Origin of the sequence: Nocardia rhizosphaerihabitans (assembly GCF_014646295.1) — a bacterium.
GTDB lineage: Bacteria > Actinomycetota > Actinomycetes > Mycobacteriales > Mycobacteriaceae > Nocardia > Nocardia rhizosphaerihabitans.
On record NZ_BMNE01000008.1, the window covers coordinates 156521 to 172837 of the forward strand.

The following is a 16317-nucleotide window of genomic DNA, read 5'->3' on the forward strand; positions in this document are numbered from 1 at the left end:
ACTCCAAAGGGACACAGATGAGTTCATCTCCCCCGTCGGCCCCAGAGCCCGCTGGCCCCGGCAACGGGCAGGCCGCCAAGACGCGTAAGCAGCGTCGCGTTCGCCGTCGTATCGCGGGCGGTCTCGCGTTGCTCGTTGGTCTGGTCGGAGCCGGCTTCCTGGCCACGGCGCTCACTCCCGAGCCGCAGATCGCCACCGCGCACGAGGATCAGTCCGCGCTCATCCGCGAGGGCAAGCAGCTCTACGACACCTCGTGCATCACCTGCCACGGCGCCAACCTGCAGGGTGTGGAAGAACGTGGCCCCAGCCTGATCGGCGTCGGCGAGGCCGCCGTCTACTTCCAGGTGTCCACCGGCCGCATGCCGATGACCCGCAACGAAGCCCAGGCGATGCGCAAGCCGGAGAAGTTCGACGCGCATCAGACCGACGCGATCGGCGCGTACGTCGCCGCCAACGGCGGTGGCCCCTCGGTGATCCGTGACGCCAACGGCGAGATCGCGCAGGAATCGCTGCGTGGCGACGACATCGCCCGCGGCTCGGAGCTGTTCCGGATGAACTGCGCCTCCTGCCACAACTTCACCGCCCGCGGTGGTGCGCTCTCCAGCGGCAAGTTCGCGCCCTCGCTGGCGCCCGCCAACGAGGCGCAGATCTACAACGCGATGGTCACCGGCCCGCAGAACATGCCGAAGTTCTCCGACCGGCAGCTGTCGCCGGAGGAGAAGCGCGACATCGTCGCCTACGTCAAGAACGCGGCCGAGGAGAAGGCGCCCGGCGGCTGGGATCTCGGCGGGTTCGGTCCGGCGACCGAGGGCCTCGCGATCTGGGTCATCGGCATCACCGCCGTGGTCGGCGCCGCGATGTGGATCGGATCACGGACATGATCGGCCAGCGCGCGAAGGCGAGCATGTCGGATAGGACACAGTCATGAGTGGACAGGAGCGAAGCGACATGGGTCGCGAACCCACCGAAGACGAACTGGACGCGATGACGCGCGACGAGCTGGTCGAGCTCGGTACCGCGCGTGACGGCGTCGACGTCGCGTACCGCGGCGAGCGGTGGCCGGTGCCGGGCACCCGCGCCGAGAAGCGCGCCGAGCGTGCGGTCACGTTCTGGTTCGCCATCTCCGGCCTTGCCGCCGCCGCGCTGATCGGTGTCTTCCTGTTCTGGCCGTGGGAGTGGAAGGGCAACCGCCAGGAAGGCCACCAGGCCTACGCGCTGTTCACCCCGCTCATCGGCCTGACCTTCGGCATCTCGGTGCTGGTCATCGGTATCGCCGTCGTGCTGATCCGCAAGCGGTTCATCCCCGCCGAGATCTCGATCCAGCAGCGCCACGACGGCCCGTCGGACGAGGTCGAGCGCCGGACCCTGGCGGCCGAGCTGCAGGACGCGCTCGACACCTCCACCCTGGGTCGTCGCAAGATGATGCTCGGCACCGCTGGTGCCGGCGTCGGTGTACTCGGCATCGGCTCGCTGCTGGTGTTCATCGGCGGCATGGTGAAGAACCCGTGGGCCAAGCGCGACAAGTCGCCGCTGTGGGTGTCGGGCTGGACCCCGGACTACCCGGGCGAGACCATCTACATCCGTCGCGACACCGGTCGTCCCGAGGACATCGTGCTGGTGCGTCCGGAGGACCTGGACGCGGGCGCCATGGAAACCGTGTTCCCGTGGAAAGAGAAGTGGCGTGGCGATTCGCACGCGACCCTGCAGTCGCTGCGCGGTGTCCGCAACTCCGTCATGTTGATCCGGTTGCGTACCGAGGATGCCGAGAAGGCGATCAAGCGCAAGGGCCAGGAGAGCTTCAACTACGGCGACTACTTCGCCTACTCGAAGATCTGCACCCACCTCGGTTGCCCGACCTCACTGTTCGAGCAGCAGACCAACCGCATCCTGTGCCCCTGCCACCAGTCGCAGTTCTCGGCGACCGAGTGGGGTAAGCCGGTCTTCGGTCCGGCCGCCCGCGCGCTGCCTCAGCTGCCGATCACCGTCAACTCCGAGGGCTTCCTGGTCGCCAACGGCGACTTCATCGAGCCGCTCGGCCCGGCCTTCTGGGAGCGTCGTTCATGAGCACTCTGGTGGCGAACCAAGCCAACGAGATGGACGAGCGGTATCGCGCCGCCGCGTTCATGAAGCGGTCGATCAACAAGGTCTTCCCGACCCACTGGTCGTTCCTGCTGGGTGAGATCGCGCTCTACGCGTTCATCATCCTGCTGCTGTCGGGTGTGTACCTGACGCTGTTCTTCGATCCGTCGATGGCGCACGTCACCTACGACGGCGCCTACCAGCCGCTGCGCGGCGTCGGCATGTCGCGGGCGTACGAGACCGCGCTGAACATCTCCTTCGAGGTGCGCGGCGGGCTGTTCGTCCGGCAGATCCACCACTGGGCGGCCCTGCTGTTCGCGGCGTCGATCATCATCCACCTGTTCCGCATCTTCTTCACCGGCGCGTTCCGCAAGCCGCGTGAGGCGAACTGGGTGATCGGCTCGCTGCTGCTGATCCTGGCGATGTTCGAGGGCTTCTTCGGCTACTCGCTGCCCGACGACCTGCTCTCGGGCACCGGTCTTCGTGCCGCGTTCGGTGGTATCACCATGAGCCTGCCGGTCATCGGTACCTGGATGCACTGGCTGATGTTCGGTGGCGACTTCCCCGGCGACATCATCATCCCGCGTCTCTACATCGCCCACGTGCTGCTGCTGCCCGGCATCATCCTGGCGCTGATCGGCGCGCACGTCGCGCTGGTCTGGTACCAGAAGCACACCCAGTTCCCCGGCCCGGGCCGGACCGAGAACAACGTGGTCGGCGCGCGCATCGTGCCGGTGTTCGCCGCGGACCAGGGCGCGTTCTTCGCGTTCACCCTCGGCATCGTCGGCATCATGGGTGGTGTCCTGCAGATCAATCCGATCTGGAACCTGGGTCCGTACAACCCGTCCCAGGTCTCGGCGGGTTCGCAGCCGGACTTCTACATGATGTGGACCGACGGTCTGGCGCGTCTGATGCCGCCGTGGGAGCTCTACCTGGGTCGCTACACGGTCCCGGCCGTCGTCTGGGTCGCCCTCACCATGGGTCTGGTGTTCACCCTGCTGATCGCCTACCCGTGGATCGAGAAGCGCCTCACCAACGATCACACGGCGCATCACAACCTGCTCCAGCGTCCGCGCGACGTGCCCGTGCGTACCGCCATCGGTGCCATGGCCATCGCGTTCTACGTGGTGCTGACGCTGTCGTGTGTCAACGACATCATCGCGTTCAAGTTCGACATCTCGTTGAACGCGACGACCTGGATCGGCCGCATCGGCGTGCTGCTGCTGCCGCCGCTGGCGTACTTCGTGACCTACCGGTTCTGCATCGGTCTGCAGCGCAGTGACCGGGCGGTGCTCGAGCACGGCATCGAGACCGGTGTCATCAAGCGCCTGCCGCACGGTGAGTACATCGAGGTGCACCAGCCGCTGGGCCCGGTCGACGGCCACGGCCACGCGATCCCGCTGGAGTACCAGGGCGCCCCGGTGCCCAAGAAGATGAACAAGCTGGGTTCGGCGGGCAAGCCGGGCACCGGTAGCTTCCTGCGGGCCGACCCGAAGGCCGAGTCCGACGCCTACTTCGAGAACGAGCACATCGAGGAGCACAAGATGCTCACCGCGCTCGCGAACGAGCAGGCACGCGCCAACGGTGACGAGCCGCACGGTCACTGATCGCGCAAGCACAACGAGAAAGGCCCCGAGTCGCTGCGACTCGGGGCCTTTCCCGTGTTTCCGGCTCAGAGGCGCGGGGTGCGCCGGTAGGCCTCGATCGCCTCGAACTTGGCCAGGTTGTGCCTGGCGTCGGCCAGCGCGTCGTGGGCGTCGTCGGGGATCGGCGGCAGCACGGGGCTGCCGTGCGCGACCCAGTGCTGACGCAGCTCGTTGGTGTAGCGCGGCATGCCCTTGGGCAGCGCGGTCATGTCACCCCACAGCTGGCACAGCGCGACGTGATCGTAGGCGCCCACCCAGGCCCACAGCTCCGGCTGCACGCTCGGCCGGGGCAGGAAGAACTTGAACAGGTCGTCGCGGATCTGTTCCCTGGTGCGATACAGCGGCGATCCCGCGGGCGGCAATTTCGGGAGCACATGTTTGCGGACCCACGGCCCGGCTCGCCGCGCATCGAATTCGGTGGACACCGCGTAGTATTCGCGGCCGTCCTCGCAGACGACGCCGATCGAGATCAGATCGATCGTCACGCCGTCCTCGACGAATTCCGAATCATAGAAATATCGCAGGGAGATCGCCTCTTCGTGCCGGTGGGCGGCCGTGGTCCTCCGGCGGGACGGCACGGTCCGTAGCCCACGATGGGTTGACCGAAACCCTATGTCGACGGTTCGCACGCGACGCGCACGGGTATGCCGTGACCTCACAGCGAACAAACAGGGTCGGCGGGCAAGATGTCGCCCGTGCGGGTGCTGGTGGTCGAAGACGAGACGATATTGGCCGACGCGATCGGCACGGGGCTGCGCCGGCATGCCATGGCGGTGGACGTGGTCTACGACGGTGACGCCGCACTGGAACGCGTGCCGGTCAACGACTACGACGTCGTCGTCCTGGATCGGGACATCCCCGGCGCGTCCGGCGACCAGGTGTGCGGCTGGATGATCGAGCACGGCGTGGACAGCCGGGTGCTGATGCTGACCGCGGCGGCCGGGATCGGTGAGCGGGTCGCCGGGCTCGGGCTGGGTGCCGACGACTACCTGACCAAGCCGTTCGCCTTCGCCGAACTGGTCGCCCGGGTGCAGGCGCTCGGGCGCCGGGCGCATCCGGCCACCCCTCCGGTCCTGCGCCGCGGTGGGCTGTGCCTCGACGTGCACCGCCACGTACTGACCCGCGACGGTCTGCCGATCACGGTGTCACGGAAGGAGTTCGCCGTGCTGCGTGAGCTGATGCGCGCGGACGGCGGTGTGGTGTCGGCCGAACAACTACTGGAGAAGGCGTGGGACGAGAACATCGACCCGTTCACCGGCGTGGTCAGGTACACGATCATGATGTTGCGCCGCAAGCTCGGGGAACCGGCGCTGATCGAGACCGAGCCCGGCGCGGGCTACCGCATCCGATGAGCCGCCCACGGTCGACCATCAGGCTGCGGCTGACCCTGCTGTACGCGGCCTCGTTCTTCGTCGCCGGAGCGGTGCTGATCGCGGTGATGTACTTCTCGCTCGAGCAGTGGCTGGACCGGCGGCCCGCGGCGACGACGCACATGATCATCAGCAAGCACCTGGCGCTGGGCGATCGGATGCCCGGTACCGAACGGCTCGCCGAGGCGATCGCCGCCCAGGCCGCACAAGAACGTCGTGATGTGCTGCGGGCGATGTTGATCTCGTCGCTGACGGCGCTCGCGGTGGTCGGGATCGCGGCCGCCGGCTTCGGCTGGCTACTCGCGGGACGGGCACTGGCACCGCTGCAGCGGGTGACCGCTACCGCGCGCCGGGTGGCCGACCGCAGCCTGCACGAACGCATCGCGCTGGAAGGGCCGCCCGACGAGATCAAGGACCTCGCCGACACCTTCGACGCCATGCTCGAACGACTCGACCGTGCCTTCGACAGCCAGCGCCGCTTCGTCGCCAACGCCTCCCACGAACTGCGCACCCCGCTGGCGATCAACCGCACCCTGATCGAGGTGGCGCTGGACCGGCCGGACGCGCCCGAATCGTTGCGGCAGCTCGGCGAGACCCTGCTCGAGGTCAACGGCCGTCACGAACGCCTGATCGACGGGTTGTTGCTGCTGGTCTCCAGCGAGCAGCAGCTCATCGAGCGCAGGCGCTGTGACCTGGCGGGAATCGCCCGGCATGTGGCCGACCTCAGCACGGCCGAGGCCACCGGCGCGGAGGTGTCGCTCGACTGTGACGTCTCGCCCGCGCCGGTCGACGGCGACCCGATCCTGCTGGAGCGGCTGGTGCACAACCTCGTCGACAATGCGGTCCGGTACAACCGCCCGGGCGGACGGGTGCGCATCGAGTGCGCGACCGAAACCGGAGCCGTCCGGTTGACCGTCGCCAACACCGGCCGGATGGTGCCGGAATTCGAACTCGACGGACTGTTCGAGCCGTTCCGCCGCGCCGCGGACACCACCCGCCGTGCTACCGACCCCGGCGCCCGCCGCGGCGCGGGCCTCGGGCTGTCCATCGTCCGATCGGTGGCCCACGCGCACGGCGGCACCGTGCACGCGGCGGCCGATCCCGACGGCGGGCTGATCATCACGATGTCACTGCCCGCCCCCGGGATAGCGGTAGCACGACGACCCACTCAGTAGGTGGCGCACACCTCGAGGACTTCGAGCATCCGAGCGTGCTGCCCGTCGTGCCCGTCGTGCCCGCCGTCGTGCGGTCCGGGGTGCTCGCCCTGACGCTGCTGGATGACGATGCGCCGCTCCTCGGGCGACTTCGCCAGCAGTTCCGCGAGTTTCGCGCGATGCTCGGGGCGCTGTGCGAGCTTCTGGGCGAGGTCGGGCGCGTGCTCGGCGAGCGCGGCCTCGATCTGTTCCACCGAACATGTCGTCTCGAGCATCGGGTGGGTCCGATCGCCGGGTGCGGCGGTCGCCGTGCCGACGGTCGCCGCGGTCGCCAGCGCGGCGAGGCCGATCACCAGCGCCGTGCGGGTCGACAGGTGGTTCCACTTCATCGTCGGTAAACCTTTCTCGGTGTGGCCGCGGGGTCGCGACCCGCATGCAGTCCATCAACACGCCTGTTTGCCCGGCGTGAGGTCGGCGCGGCGGACTTGCGCACCGACCGGCCCGGCGGTGGGGTTCCGCGCGCGGATTACGTATTCTGATCTGGTGACCTGGACCGTCGACGTACCCATTGACCGCCTGCCGGAACTGCCGCCGCTGCCCGCGGAACTGCGCAGCCGACTCGACGCCGCTTTGGCGCGGCCCGCCCTGCAGCAGCCGTCGTGGGACGCCGAAGAGGCCGCGACGATGCGCACCGTGCTCGAGAGCGTGCCGCCGATCTGCCTGCCCGCCGAGGTGGAGGAGCTCAAATCCCAGCTCGCCGCCGTCGCGCGCGGTGAGGCGTTCCTCATGCAGGGCGGTGACTGCGCGGAGACCTTCGCCGACAACACCGAACCGCACATCCGCGGCAACATCCGCACCCTGCTGCAGATGGCCGTCGTGCTCACCTACGGCGCGAGCCTGCCGGTGGTGAAGGTGGCGCGGATCGCGGGCCAGTACGCCAAGCCGCGCTCCTCCGACATCGACGCGCTCGGCCTCAAGTCCTACCGCGGCGACATGGTCAACTCGCTGGTCGCCGACGAGGCGGTGCGCCGCCACGACCCATCGCGCCTGGTCCGCGCCTACGCCAACGCCAGTGCCGCGATGAACCTGGTCCGCGCGCTGACCAGCGCGGGCATGGCCGACCTGCACCAGGTGCACGACTGGAACCGCGACTTCGTCGCCCAGTCGCCCGCGGGCGCCCGCTACGAGGCGCTGGCCGAGGAGATCGACCGCGGCCTGCGGTTCATGACCGCCTGCCAGGTCAACGACCCGAGCCTGAAGTCGGCCCGCATCTACGCCTCGCACGAAGCCCTCGTCCTGGACTACGAGCGCGCGATGCTGCGGCTGAGCGAGAGCGAGACCGGCGAGCCGCTGCTCTACGACCTGTCCGCGCACTTCCTGTGGATCGGTGAGCGCACCCGTCAGCTCGACGGCGCCCACATCGCGCTGGCCGAGCTGCTGGCCAACCCGATCGGCCTGAAGATCGGCCCGACCACCACGCCCGACCAGGCCGTGGAGTATGTCGAGCGCCTCGACCCGAACAACGAGCCCGGCCGGCTCACCCTGGTCGCCCGGATGGGCAACGGCAAGGTGCGCGACGTGCTGCCGCCCATCATCGAGAAGGTCCAGGCCACCGGCCACCAGGTGATCTGGCAGTGCGACCCGATGCACGGCAACACCCACGAGTCCTCGACCGGCTTCAAGACCCGCCACTTCGACCGCATCGTCGACGAGGTGCAGGGCTTCTTCGAGGTGCACCACGCCCTGGGCACCCACCCCGGCGGCCTGCACATCGAGCTGACCGGCGAGAACGTCACCGAGTGCCTCGGCGGCGCGCAGGACATCTCCGACCTCGACCTCGAGGACCGCTACGAGACCGCCTGCGACCCGCGCTTGAACACCCAGCAGTCGCTGGAGCTGTCGTTCCTGGTCGCCGAGATGCTGCGTTAACTGGAGCGCTGGCGCGCTCGAGTTCGCGGCCCGTTGGTCCCGTCGATCAGGCACCGTTGCTTGCTCCTTCGTCGCCTACGCAACGGCGCCTGATCGACGGGACGGCCGCGAACCGGCCACTGCGTGGCCGATCCCTCCTCCGGGTCGGGATGTGCGTAGCTGGGAGTTCGGTGAGGGCCCGGGCCGGTCAGCGATGACCGCGCCCGGGCTTTTCCTTGTCGTCCTTGTCCCGATCTCTTCAAGGCAGGGCGGTGAGCGTCACGACGCTGCCCGCCTCCACATTCGAGTTGAAGCCGGGCACCTGGCCGATCACCAGGGAGCTGTCGGAGTCGGTGAGCGACTTGACCTCCACCTGGAGACCCAGCTGCTGCAGTTTGGAGCGGGCACTGCCGACGCTCTGACCCATCACATTGGGCACCTTCACCGCGCTCGACACGATCAGCGTCACACTGTCGCCCGACTGCAGGGTGGTGCCGACGGCGGGGTCGGTGCCGATCGCCTTGTCGCCCTCGACGCTCTTGTCGTACTGCACGCGGGTCTCGCGCACGGTCAGCCCGGCACTGGTCAGGGCGCGAGCGGCCTCCTCGGCGGTCTTGCCGCGCACATCGGGCACATTGACCGGCTGCGACCCCTTGCTGCGGTAGACCTTCACCTGCGCGCCCATCGGCAGGACCGTGCCCGGCGCGGGCTCCACCTTGGCCAGCGAGCCCTTCGGCGCGGTACTGGCCGCCTCGCCGCTGTCGATCGGCTGCAGGCCCGCGTCGCGGATCGCCTGGTTGGTCGCGCTGATCTGGTCGCCCGGCTTGATATCGGGGACCCTGGGCTTGCCGTTGGAGATCAGCACCGCGATCGTGGAGCTCTTGGTGACCCGCGAGCCCGCCGACGGATCGGTGCCGACCACGCCGCCCACCGGAATGGTGTCCGAGGCCTTGTTGCGCAGCACGGTCTCGAAGCCCGCCTCCTGCAGCACCGCGACGGCGCGTTCGGAGTCCATCCCGGCGATCGGCGGCACCGCGGTGTAGCGGCCGACGCCGAGCCACCAGCCGCCGATCCCGACCAGCAGGGTCAGCGCGGTGACGATCGCCGCCCACACCACGCCGGTGCGGCGGGACGTGCCCTCGTTCGCCACGAACGGGTTGTGCGCCGCGGCGGGGGAGAGGGCGCGCGAGTATTCGTCGGGCCGCGGCCGTGGCGCGGTGACCACCCTGGTGTGCTGGGGCTGGTGGTCGGGGCTCGGAACCGGATGCGCGGCAACCGGATTCGGGGTCGCGGGCCGTTCACCGGGGTGGTGCGCGTCGCCGGTCCGGTAGCTCTCGCTGAGGTGTTCGGCCGAATCCCTCGGCGCGGGCACCCGGTACGGGGGCAGGCTCAGTTCCATCGCGATCGACTGCAGGTGCGCGGCCATCTCGTGGGCGTCGGTGTAGCGCTGCTGCGGATCGCGGGAGGTGGCCTTGGCCACCAGCGCGTCGAACTCCGGCGGCACGCCGCCGATGAACTGGCTCGGCGGCGGCACGTCGTTCTCGACCCGCTGATAGGCCACCGACAGCGAGTTGTCGCCGGTGAACGGCACCCGGCCGGTGAGCAGTTCGAAGATCAGGATGCCGAAGGAGTACACGTCGGAGCGGGCGTCGGCGGTGCCGGTGGTCACCTGCTCGGGGGAGAGGTAGGCGGCGGTGCCGAGGATGACGCTGGCGGAGGTCGTGTTGGCGGCGGCAACGGCCCGGACCAGGCCGAAGTCGGCGATCTTCACCTCGCCCGCATCGGAGATCAGCACGTTCTCGGGCTTGATGTCGCGGTGCACCAGGCCCGCGTCATGGGCGGTGCCGATCGCGCGCAGCACCGGCTCGGCGACGGCGCGCACGGCGTGCGGCGGCATCGGGCCGCGTTCGCGCAGCAGTTCGCGCAGCGTGCCGCCCTCGACCAGTTCCATGATCAGAAACGGGTACTCGCCGTCGATGCCCTGGTCGTACACGGCGACCAGCGACGGATGCTTCAGCTTCGCGACCGCGCGCGCCTCGAACTCGAAGCGGGTCAGGAACTGCGGATCCCCGGCGAACTTCGGATCCATCACCTTGATCGCCACCGGGCGATCCAGCCGGGTATCGGTTCCCCGGAACACCATCGACATTCCGCCGCGGGCGATCGGCGCATCGATGCGATAGCGCCCTTCCAGCATCTGGCCGATCAAGTGATGTCCTCCGGCTTTCACAAACTTCTCACCCCTCGCGACACTGCGACAAGCGACAAGGCCACCGTGTGCGGCCCCCACGATCGTAACCGGGTGATGATGGCATGCCAGCCGATGCGGGCCAGCCCCTATCACGCGAAGCGTGCACACGTACTACGGTTGTGCGAGTGAGTGCCTTCCCCTGCAGCCACGATGTGCTGCCCGACACCGAAACCGTCGTCTCGCTCCCCGAGGCCGCCGACATACTCGGTATCCCGGTCACCGCGGTGCACCAGCTCCTGCGTGACCACCAGCTCCTCGCGATCCGCCGCAACGGTGTCGCAGGCATTCCGTCCCGGTTCTTCGACGACAACGACGAGATCGTCCGGATGCTCCCCGGCCTGATCACGGTGATGCGCGACGGCAAGTACAGCGACGAGGACATCCTGCGCTGGATCTACACCGAGGACGACTCCCTCCCCGGCCGCCCAGTCGACGCCCTGCACGGCCCCCTGGCCCGCGAAGTCGTCCGCCGCGCCGCCGCCGAACCCTTCTGATTCCGGCGCACCGCTCGCTCCAGGCCACCGCGCTGAACGTTCACTATCGCGCTGATCGGTCGCAATCAGGGCCGTCGAAGCGTTCGGTGAACGCTCAGCGCGGTGGTGGTCGGCTACAACGGGCCGTCGGCCTGAGCCTGGCCCATCGCGCGGCGCCAAGCGGACGAGCGCAGTAGTCGCAGGCCGTTGAGGCCGACGATGACGGTCGAGCCCTCGTGCCCGAGGACGCCGAGGGGCAGCGGGAGATGGCCGACCAGGTCCCAGACGACCAGGACCCCGATGAAACCGCCCGCGATGGCGAGATTGGCCAGTACCACCCGGCGGGCACGGCGGGACAGCGCGAGCACGGCGGGAATCGTGGTCAGATCGTCCCGGACGACGACGGCGTCGGCGGTCTGCAGCGTGAGATCCGAGCCCGCGCCACCCATCGCGATCCCGACGTGCGCGGCGGCCAGCGCGGGTGCGTCGTTGATGCCGTCGCCGACCATCGTCACCCGCGCACCGTCGCCTTCCAGCGCACGCACGGCCGCAACCTTGTCGTGTGGCAGCAATTCGGCGCGCACCTCGGTGATGCCGACCTGCCGGGCGAGCTGGGTGGCGGTGGCGTGGTTGTCGCCGGTCAGGAGAACCGGTGCGCTGCCGGTGGATTCGGTGAGAGCCGCGACGGCACCTGCGGCCTCGGTCCGGATCTGATCGGTGAGGCCGAGCACCGCGATCGGTTCGTCATCGTGGAGTACGACCACCGCGGTGCGGCCGCGCGACTGCACGATCGATACGAGGTCCCCGGCCGAGGAGGCCTGCGGTGAGCGGCCGGCGGGCGCTGTCTGGTCGTCCGTGAGGACAAGCGGCGAGCCGACGCGCACGACGCTGCCGTCGACCCGGCCGGACACACCGCGACCCGGCCGGGCGGCGAAATCGATGACAGCCGGGATCGCGAGCCCACGTCGGCGGGCGGCGCGCACGGTGGCGGCGGCCAGCGGATGCTCGCTGGGATGCTCGACCGCGGCGGCCAGGCGCAGGACCTGGTCTTCGCTGTAGTCCAGGAGGGTATGGATCTCGGCGAGTTCCGGTGCACCGCGAGTGAGTGTGCCCGTCTTGTCGAACGCGACGCGAGTGGTCGCGCCCAGCTGTTCCATCACCACGGCCGACTTCACCAGCACACCGTGGCGCCCCGCGTTGGCGATGGCGGCGAGCAGCGGCGGCATGGTGGCCAGCACCACCGCGCAGGGGGAGGCCACGATCATGAATGTCATCGCGCGCAGCAGTGAATCCCGCAACGCCGCACCGAGAATCAGCGGAATCACGAATACCGCGAGGGTGGCGACGACCATGGCGATCGAATAGCGCTGCTCGATCTTCTCGATGAACAGCTGGGTCCGTGCCTTGGTGCGGCCCGCCTCCTCGACCAGCGCCGCGATCCGCGCGACGACGGAATCCTCGGCCCTGCGCTCGACGCGGACCCGCAGTGCGCCGGTGCCGTTGAGTGTCCCGGCGAACACGTCGTCGCCGGTGGTCTTGTCCACCGGAAGCGGTTCGCCGGTGATGGTGGCCTGATCGATCTCGCTCGCCCCGTCGACCACGCGTCCGTCGGCGGCGATCCGGTCGCCGGGCCGCACCAGGATCACGTCACCGACGGCGAGATCGGCCGCGGCGACGGTCTGTTCACCGTCGGCGGTGAGCAGGGTCGCCGTGTCGGGCGCCAGGGTGAGCAGCCCACGCACCGAATCCTCGGTGCGCGTGGTGGCCAGCGCTTCGAGCGCGCCCGAGGTGGCGAAGATGACGATGAGCAGCGCGCCGTCGACGACCTGACCGATCGCCGCGGCTCCGATCGCGGCCACCACCATCAGCAGGTCGACATCGAGCGTCTTGTCCCGCAAGGCTTTCAGACCGTCGAGCCCCGGTTCCCAGCCGCCGGTGAGATAGCAGGCCAGCAGCAGCGACCACCACAACCACGACGGCCCACCGGTCAGCTTCGCCGCCAGCCCGAGCGCGAACAGCGCGGTCGCCGCGGCGGCCCAGCGCATCTCGGGGATCGCGAACAGCCGGGTCCGCACGGTCGGACCGCGCGAGGCGGTGGCGGCCGGACGGGTGGGCGTGGCGGTGGACGAGACCACAGGGCACCTCCGAAGCGGGAAACGAGGACCCGAGAATAACAGATCATATGAAGAGGTTTTCATGTGTTACAGTCCGCTAAGCTCCACGCCATGGGACACGGTGTGGAAGGCGACCGCCCGGCGACGCGGCTGGACGCTGCCGCCGCCGCGCACGTGGCGACCACCCTGCAGGCGCTGGCGACACCGAGCAGGCTGCTGATCCTCTCCGAGCTGCGTCAGGGCCCGCGCCCGGTCACCGAACTCGCCGAATTGGTCGGGATGGAACAGTCGGCCGTCTCGCATCAGCTGCGGCTACTCCGCAATCTGGGTCTGGTCACCGGCACCCGCGCCGGGCGCAGCATCGTCTACAGCCTCTACGACCAGCACGTCGCGCAACTGCTCGACGAGGCCATTTACCACAGCGAACACCTGCGCCTGGGTCTAGCCGAGCGACCCGAGATCGCGGGCTGACATCGGGCCGCGTCGAATGGCCCGGCATCGCGGGGCTGATCGTCCGCCCTCGCGTCTCCTCTAACGGACCGGCGCCGCGAGCGGCGATCGTCAGCGGAGAGAAGTGGCGAACCCCTTGGCGGCGACCAGGATTCGGCGATGGTTGGGTACCGTCGCCCGCCGCTCGAAGACCTGGAAATCCGCCGCCTCGATGCGTTCCAGGATCTCCGCGTAGAGCACGGCCGCGGTCCGGATCGCCGGACGCACACGCGGCTCGAGCAGCTCGATGCCGGGCTCGGCGCGGCGGTAGATATCGCGATTGACGGCGATCAGATGGGCCAGAGCGCGGCGCAGCGACTGATCGGTGCGGCCGGCGGCCCGGCAGGCGCGCAGGTGGTCTTCGTCGACACCGAAGGCGGCCAGCTCGTCGGCGGGCAGGTAGATCCGGTCGCGGTCGAGGTCCTCGGCGACATCGCGCAGGAAGTTCGTGAGCTGGAACGCCTCACCCAGCGCCGCGGCGGCGGGTTCGGCCTCGGCGACGGGGACGACCGTGCCGAGCACCGGCAGCAATTGCAGGCCGATGGCGGCCGCGGAACCGCGCATGTACTCGCGCAGCTCGGTCATCGTCGCGTAGCGGGTGCGGTGCGTGGCCGTACCGGGGACGTCCATGCGCATGGCGCCGAGGAACGTCCAGAAATGGGTGTGGGCGATGTCGTAGCGGCGGATCGTGTCGGCGGCCGCGGTGAGGATTTGGTGTCGCCGCAGGTCGGCGGTGTCGATATCGCCGCGTTCGAGAGCGAGCCGCAGCTGCTTCTCGACCAGATCGAGGTGCTGGGCGGGGCTGACCGCGGCCGGGTCGTCGGCCGTGGCGGCGTGCGCACCGTCGCGCGGATCGAGCACCCGCGCCGGGTTGTCGGCGTGATCGACGATGTCGTCGACCATCCGCGCGAAGGCGTACAGCGCGTGCACCGCTCGTCGCCGCGGTGGCGTGAGCAAGGTGGTCGCCAGGTAATACGTGCGCCCGTGTTCGGCGGCGATCCGCCGACAGCTCGCGTACGCACTATCGAGCGTGGTCACCCTGCCGTGTCCGGCGGCAGGCGCAATCTCGCTGTCCGGCATCGCGGGACGCGCGGCAAGGTCGGCAGGCGCGACCGCACCCGGACGCTGACCACTCATGCCCGGACGGTGGGCGCCGGTTCCCTGGTGACGGGGTGGGAACTGGCCGAACGCAGGTGCAGCGGGTCGACGGTGCGCAGCGACAGCGCGGCGACGACGGCGGCGAAGGTAGCCAGCGCGACGTGCCAGAAGTTGTACAGCCCGATCGACCCGTCGGGCTGGAACACCAGCATCAACCAGGTGCAGATGCCCACCAGCCACTGCAAGGTCAGCGTCGAGAGTGCGAACCCGGCGGCCAGCGCCAGCGGCCACGAGTAATACCAGGGCAGTGCGGCGGGCGAGAGCAGCACGATCGCGACGAACGCGATGATGATGCCCATCACGGCCTCACGCTCGCTGTGCCGGAACCGCCACCAGGTCGCGACGAGCACCACGATCAAGGCGACCTGGCACAGCTTGCGGGTCACCCACAGCACGGGATCGAAATCGAGCGGGGTCACCCAGGTGACCATGTGCGCGAGAATCGTCGGCAGCGACAGCCAGTTGATGATCTTGTTCGAGCCCTGCAGCGCGGTGACCCAGCCGAAGCCGACTCCGGCGATCACCGATGCCGCGCCGAACACCAGCGCGAACACACCGACGCCGATGCCGGCGATCTTGGTGAACACGAGCAGCGGATGCGGCATATCGGCGGACGGCCGCGCCGCATCGGGGTGATTCTGGTCCTCGAGCGGTCCCATGTCGGAGTCCGCGGCGGCGCGGCGCTCGGCGGCGCGGCGTTCCTTCTCGTGCAGAATCCAGATCCACACCAGGAACGGCAGCGCGACGCCCGCGGTCGCCTTGATCGCGACACCGATGGCGACGACGATGATGCCCGCCACATGGTGCCGTTCGAGCACCAGCGCGATGCCTGCGCACATCAGCCCGACCATCAGCATCTCGTTGTGCACGCCGCCGATGAGATGGATCAGCACCAGCGGGTTGAGCACGGCCAGCCACAGCGCCACCGTCGGCTTGCCGCCGAGGTGCTTGGTCAGATAGGGCACCGCCCACATCATCAGCGCCAGCCCGGGCAGCATCACCAGGCGCAGGGCGATCGTGCCCGCGATGACGTTGTCGCCGGTGATCATGGTGAGCGCGCGGCCGATGAGCAGGAAGACCGGCCCGTAGGGCGCGGTGGTCGTGGTCCAGACGGGGCTCACGTTGTCCAGCAGCACACCGGGATTGGCGACGGGACCCACCTGATAGGGGTCGAAACCGTCACGCAGCAGGGCGCCCTGGGCGAGGTAGGAGTAGGCATCGCGGCTGAACATCGGCGCCGCGAACAGCAGTGGCGTGATCCAGATCCCGACGATCGCGCGCAGTTCGTTGAGCGTGACCCGCGACGAGCCGGTCCCGATGGTGGTGCGGCCCAGGCGAACCCACGCGGTGATCATCATCAGCACGCCGATCCAGATGAGGATCGTCGAGAGCGCGTAGCCGTGCCCGAACCGCAGCCAGGACAGGTGCAGTGCCTCGAGCAGCGGGTCGCGCTTGCGGACCGCGCCGGCGCCGAAACCGCCGAAGGTGATCATGATCGCGCCGAAGAAGCCCATCATGGCCGCGTGGCCTTCGGGGCTACGGGCGAAGTCGCCTGCGGTGCGCAGCCAGGACCGGACGCCGGGATCGGTCCCGGTGGGCATGTGGCGCTGCGGCTCGAGGGTGCGCGTGGTGTCCATGGGGCCTACGGTCGTCTCGGGGGGCGGCATGTTCGGTC

General features: G+C 69.2%; 14 protein-coding genes. 8 read left to right on the forward strand and 6 right to left on the reverse strand.

Going from position 1 to position 16317, the window contains the following annotated elements:
• Positions 1–17 precede the first annotated feature (17 nt).
• The 3 genes from qcrC to qcrB are packed head-to-tail and all read left to right on the forward strand — an operon-like array spanning position 18 to position 3686.
• On the forward strand, positions 18–881 hold the full coding sequence (qcrC, locus tag IEY60_RS28880) for a cytochrome bc1 complex diheme cytochrome c subunit (protein ID WP_189033663.1): 864 nt from the start codon (positions 18–20) through the stop codon (positions 879–881).
• 43 nt (positions 882–924) lie between these two features.
• Positions 925–2064 (forward strand): cytochrome bc1 complex Rieske iron-sulfur subunit, encoded by a 1140-nt coding sequence (qcrA, locus tag IEY60_RS28885; protein ID WP_189033664.1) that lies wholly within the window; start codon positions 925–927, stop codon positions 2062–2064.
• Positions 2061–3686, forward strand: coding sequence for a cytochrome bc1 complex cytochrome b subunit (gene qcrB, locus IEY60_RS28890; protein WP_189033665.1), 1626 nt, complete (start codon positions 2061–2063; stop codon positions 3684–3686). The genes qcrA and qcrB overlap by 4 nt, the downstream gene beginning before the upstream one ends.
• Before the next feature lie 65 nt (positions 3687–3751).
• Here qcrB and IEY60_RS28895 read toward each other — a convergent pair whose 3' ends face one another.
• Positions 3752–4249 (reverse strand): polyadenylate-specific 3'-exoribonuclease AS, encoded by a 498-nt coding sequence (locus IEY60_RS28895; protein WP_189033732.1) that lies wholly within the window; start codon positions 4247–4249, stop codon positions 3752–3754.
• Between the two features lie 171 nt (positions 4250–4420).
• On the opposite strand from IEY60_RS28895, the gene IEY60_RS28900 reads away from it, so the two are divergent.
• Complete coding sequence (locus IEY60_RS28900; protein WP_189033666.1) at positions 4421–5077, forward strand: response regulator transcription factor; 657 nt, start codon at positions 4421–4423, stop codon at positions 5075–5077.
• Positions 5074–6270, forward strand: a complete 1197-nt coding sequence (locus tag IEY60_RS28905; protein ID WP_189033667.1) for a sensor histidine kinase — start codon at positions 5074–5076, stop codon at positions 6268–6270. Before IEY60_RS28900 ends, IEY60_RS28905 begins: the two co-directional genes overlap by 4 nt.
• Here the strand turns inward: IEY60_RS28905 and IEY60_RS28910 are convergent.
• Entirely contained in the window at positions 6264–6638 is a 375-nt protein-coding gene (locus tag IEY60_RS28910) for a hemophore-related protein (protein WP_189033668.1), read from the reverse strand. The genes IEY60_RS28905 and IEY60_RS28910 overlap by 7 nt on opposite strands.
• Positions 6639–6792: 154 nt before the next feature.
• Between IEY60_RS28910 and IEY60_RS28915 the strand changes: the two genes are divergently transcribed.
• On the forward strand, positions 6793–8178 hold the full coding sequence (locus IEY60_RS28915) for a class II 3-deoxy-7-phosphoheptulonate synthase (protein ID WP_189033669.1): 1386 nt from the start codon (positions 6793–6795) through the stop codon (positions 8176–8178).
• 238 nt (positions 8179–8416) lie between these two features.
• On the opposite strand, the gene pknB is transcribed toward IEY60_RS28915, so the two are convergent.
• Positions 8417–10387 carry a Stk1 family PASTA domain-containing Ser/Thr kinase gene (pknB, locus tag IEY60_RS28920; RefSeq protein ID WP_195826245.1) on the reverse strand — a complete coding sequence of 657 codons (1971 nt, stop codon included), beginning with the start codon at positions 10385–10387 and terminating at the stop codon, positions 8417–8419.
• Between the two features lie 146 nt (positions 10388–10533).
• Here pknB and IEY60_RS28925 point away from each other — a divergent pair, with 146 nt between their 5' ends.
• The gene (locus IEY60_RS28925) at positions 10534–10902 is read left to right on the forward strand and encodes an Rv2175c family DNA-binding protein (RefSeq protein WP_268241496.1); all 369 of its coding nucleotides are present in this window, start codon (positions 10534–10536) and stop codon (positions 10900–10902) included.
• A 113-nt stretch (positions 10903–11015) separates the two neighbouring features.
• Here the strand turns inward: IEY60_RS28925 and IEY60_RS28930 are convergent, their stop codons facing one another.
• Positions 11016–12926: a heavy metal translocating P-type ATPase gene (locus tag IEY60_RS28930; protein ID WP_373291785.1), complete on the reverse strand. Its 1911-nt coding sequence runs from the start codon at positions 12924–12926 to the stop codon at positions 11016–11018.
• A gap of 180 nt (positions 12927–13106) precedes the next feature.
• On the opposite strand from IEY60_RS28930, the gene IEY60_RS28935 reads away from it, so the two are divergent.
• Positions 13107–13466, forward strand: coding sequence for an ArsR/SmtB family transcription factor (locus tag IEY60_RS28935; protein ID WP_189033672.1), 360 nt, complete (start codon positions 13107–13109; stop codon positions 13464–13466).
• Between the two features lie 90 nt (positions 13467–13556).
• On the opposite strand, the gene IEY60_RS28940 is transcribed toward IEY60_RS28935, so the two are convergent.
• Both IEY60_RS28940 and IEY60_RS28945 read right to left on the reverse strand, forming a co-directional pair.
• On the reverse strand, positions 13557–14564 hold the full coding sequence (locus IEY60_RS28940; RefSeq protein WP_189033734.1) for a phytoene/squalene synthase family protein: 1008 nt from the start codon (positions 14562–14564) through the stop codon (positions 13557–13559).
• Between the two features lie 53 nt (positions 14565–14617).
• Complete coding sequence (locus IEY60_RS28945; protein ID WP_373291780.1) at positions 14618–16279, reverse strand: alpha-(1->6)-mannopyranosyltransferase A; 1662 nt, start codon at positions 16277–16279, stop codon at positions 14618–14620.
• Between the last annotated feature and the right edge of the window lie 38 nt (positions 16280–16317).

Coding starts and splice junctions, on each gene's coding strand:
- IEY60_RS28930 (WP_373291785.1), bottom strand. CDS start 12,926: ATGCGCTGGGCCGCCGCGGCGACCGCGCTGTTCGCGCTCGGGCTGGCG.
- IEY60_RS28940 (WP_189033734.1), bottom strand. CDS start 14,564: ATGCCGGACAGCGAGATTGCGCCTGCCGCCGGACACGGCAGGGTGACC.
- IEY60_RS28910 (WP_189033668.1), bottom strand. CDS start 6,638: ATGAAGTGGAACCACCTGTCGACCCGCACGGCGCTGGTGATCGGCCTC.
- IEY60_RS28945 (WP_373291780.1), bottom strand. CDS start 16,279: ATGGACACCACGCGCACCCTCGAGCCGCAGCGCCACATGCCCACCGGG.
- IEY60_RS28935 (WP_189033672.1), top strand. CDS start 13,107: ATGGGACACGGTGTGGAAGGCGACCGCCCGGCGACGCGGCTGGACGCT.
- qcrA (WP_189033664.1), top strand. CDS start 925: ATGAGTGGACAGGAGCGAAGCGACATGGGTCGCGAACCCACCGAAGAC.
- qcrB (WP_189033665.1), top strand. CDS start 2,061: ATGAGCACTCTGGTGGCGAACCAAGCCAACGAGATGGACGAGCGGTAT.
- qcrC (WP_189033663.1), top strand. CDS start 18: ATGAGTTCATCTCCCCCGTCGGCCCCAGAGCCCGCTGGCCCCGGCAAC.
- IEY60_RS28905 (WP_189033667.1), top strand. CDS start 5,074: ATGAGCCGCCCACGGTCGACCATCAGGCTGCGGCTGACCCTGCTGTAC.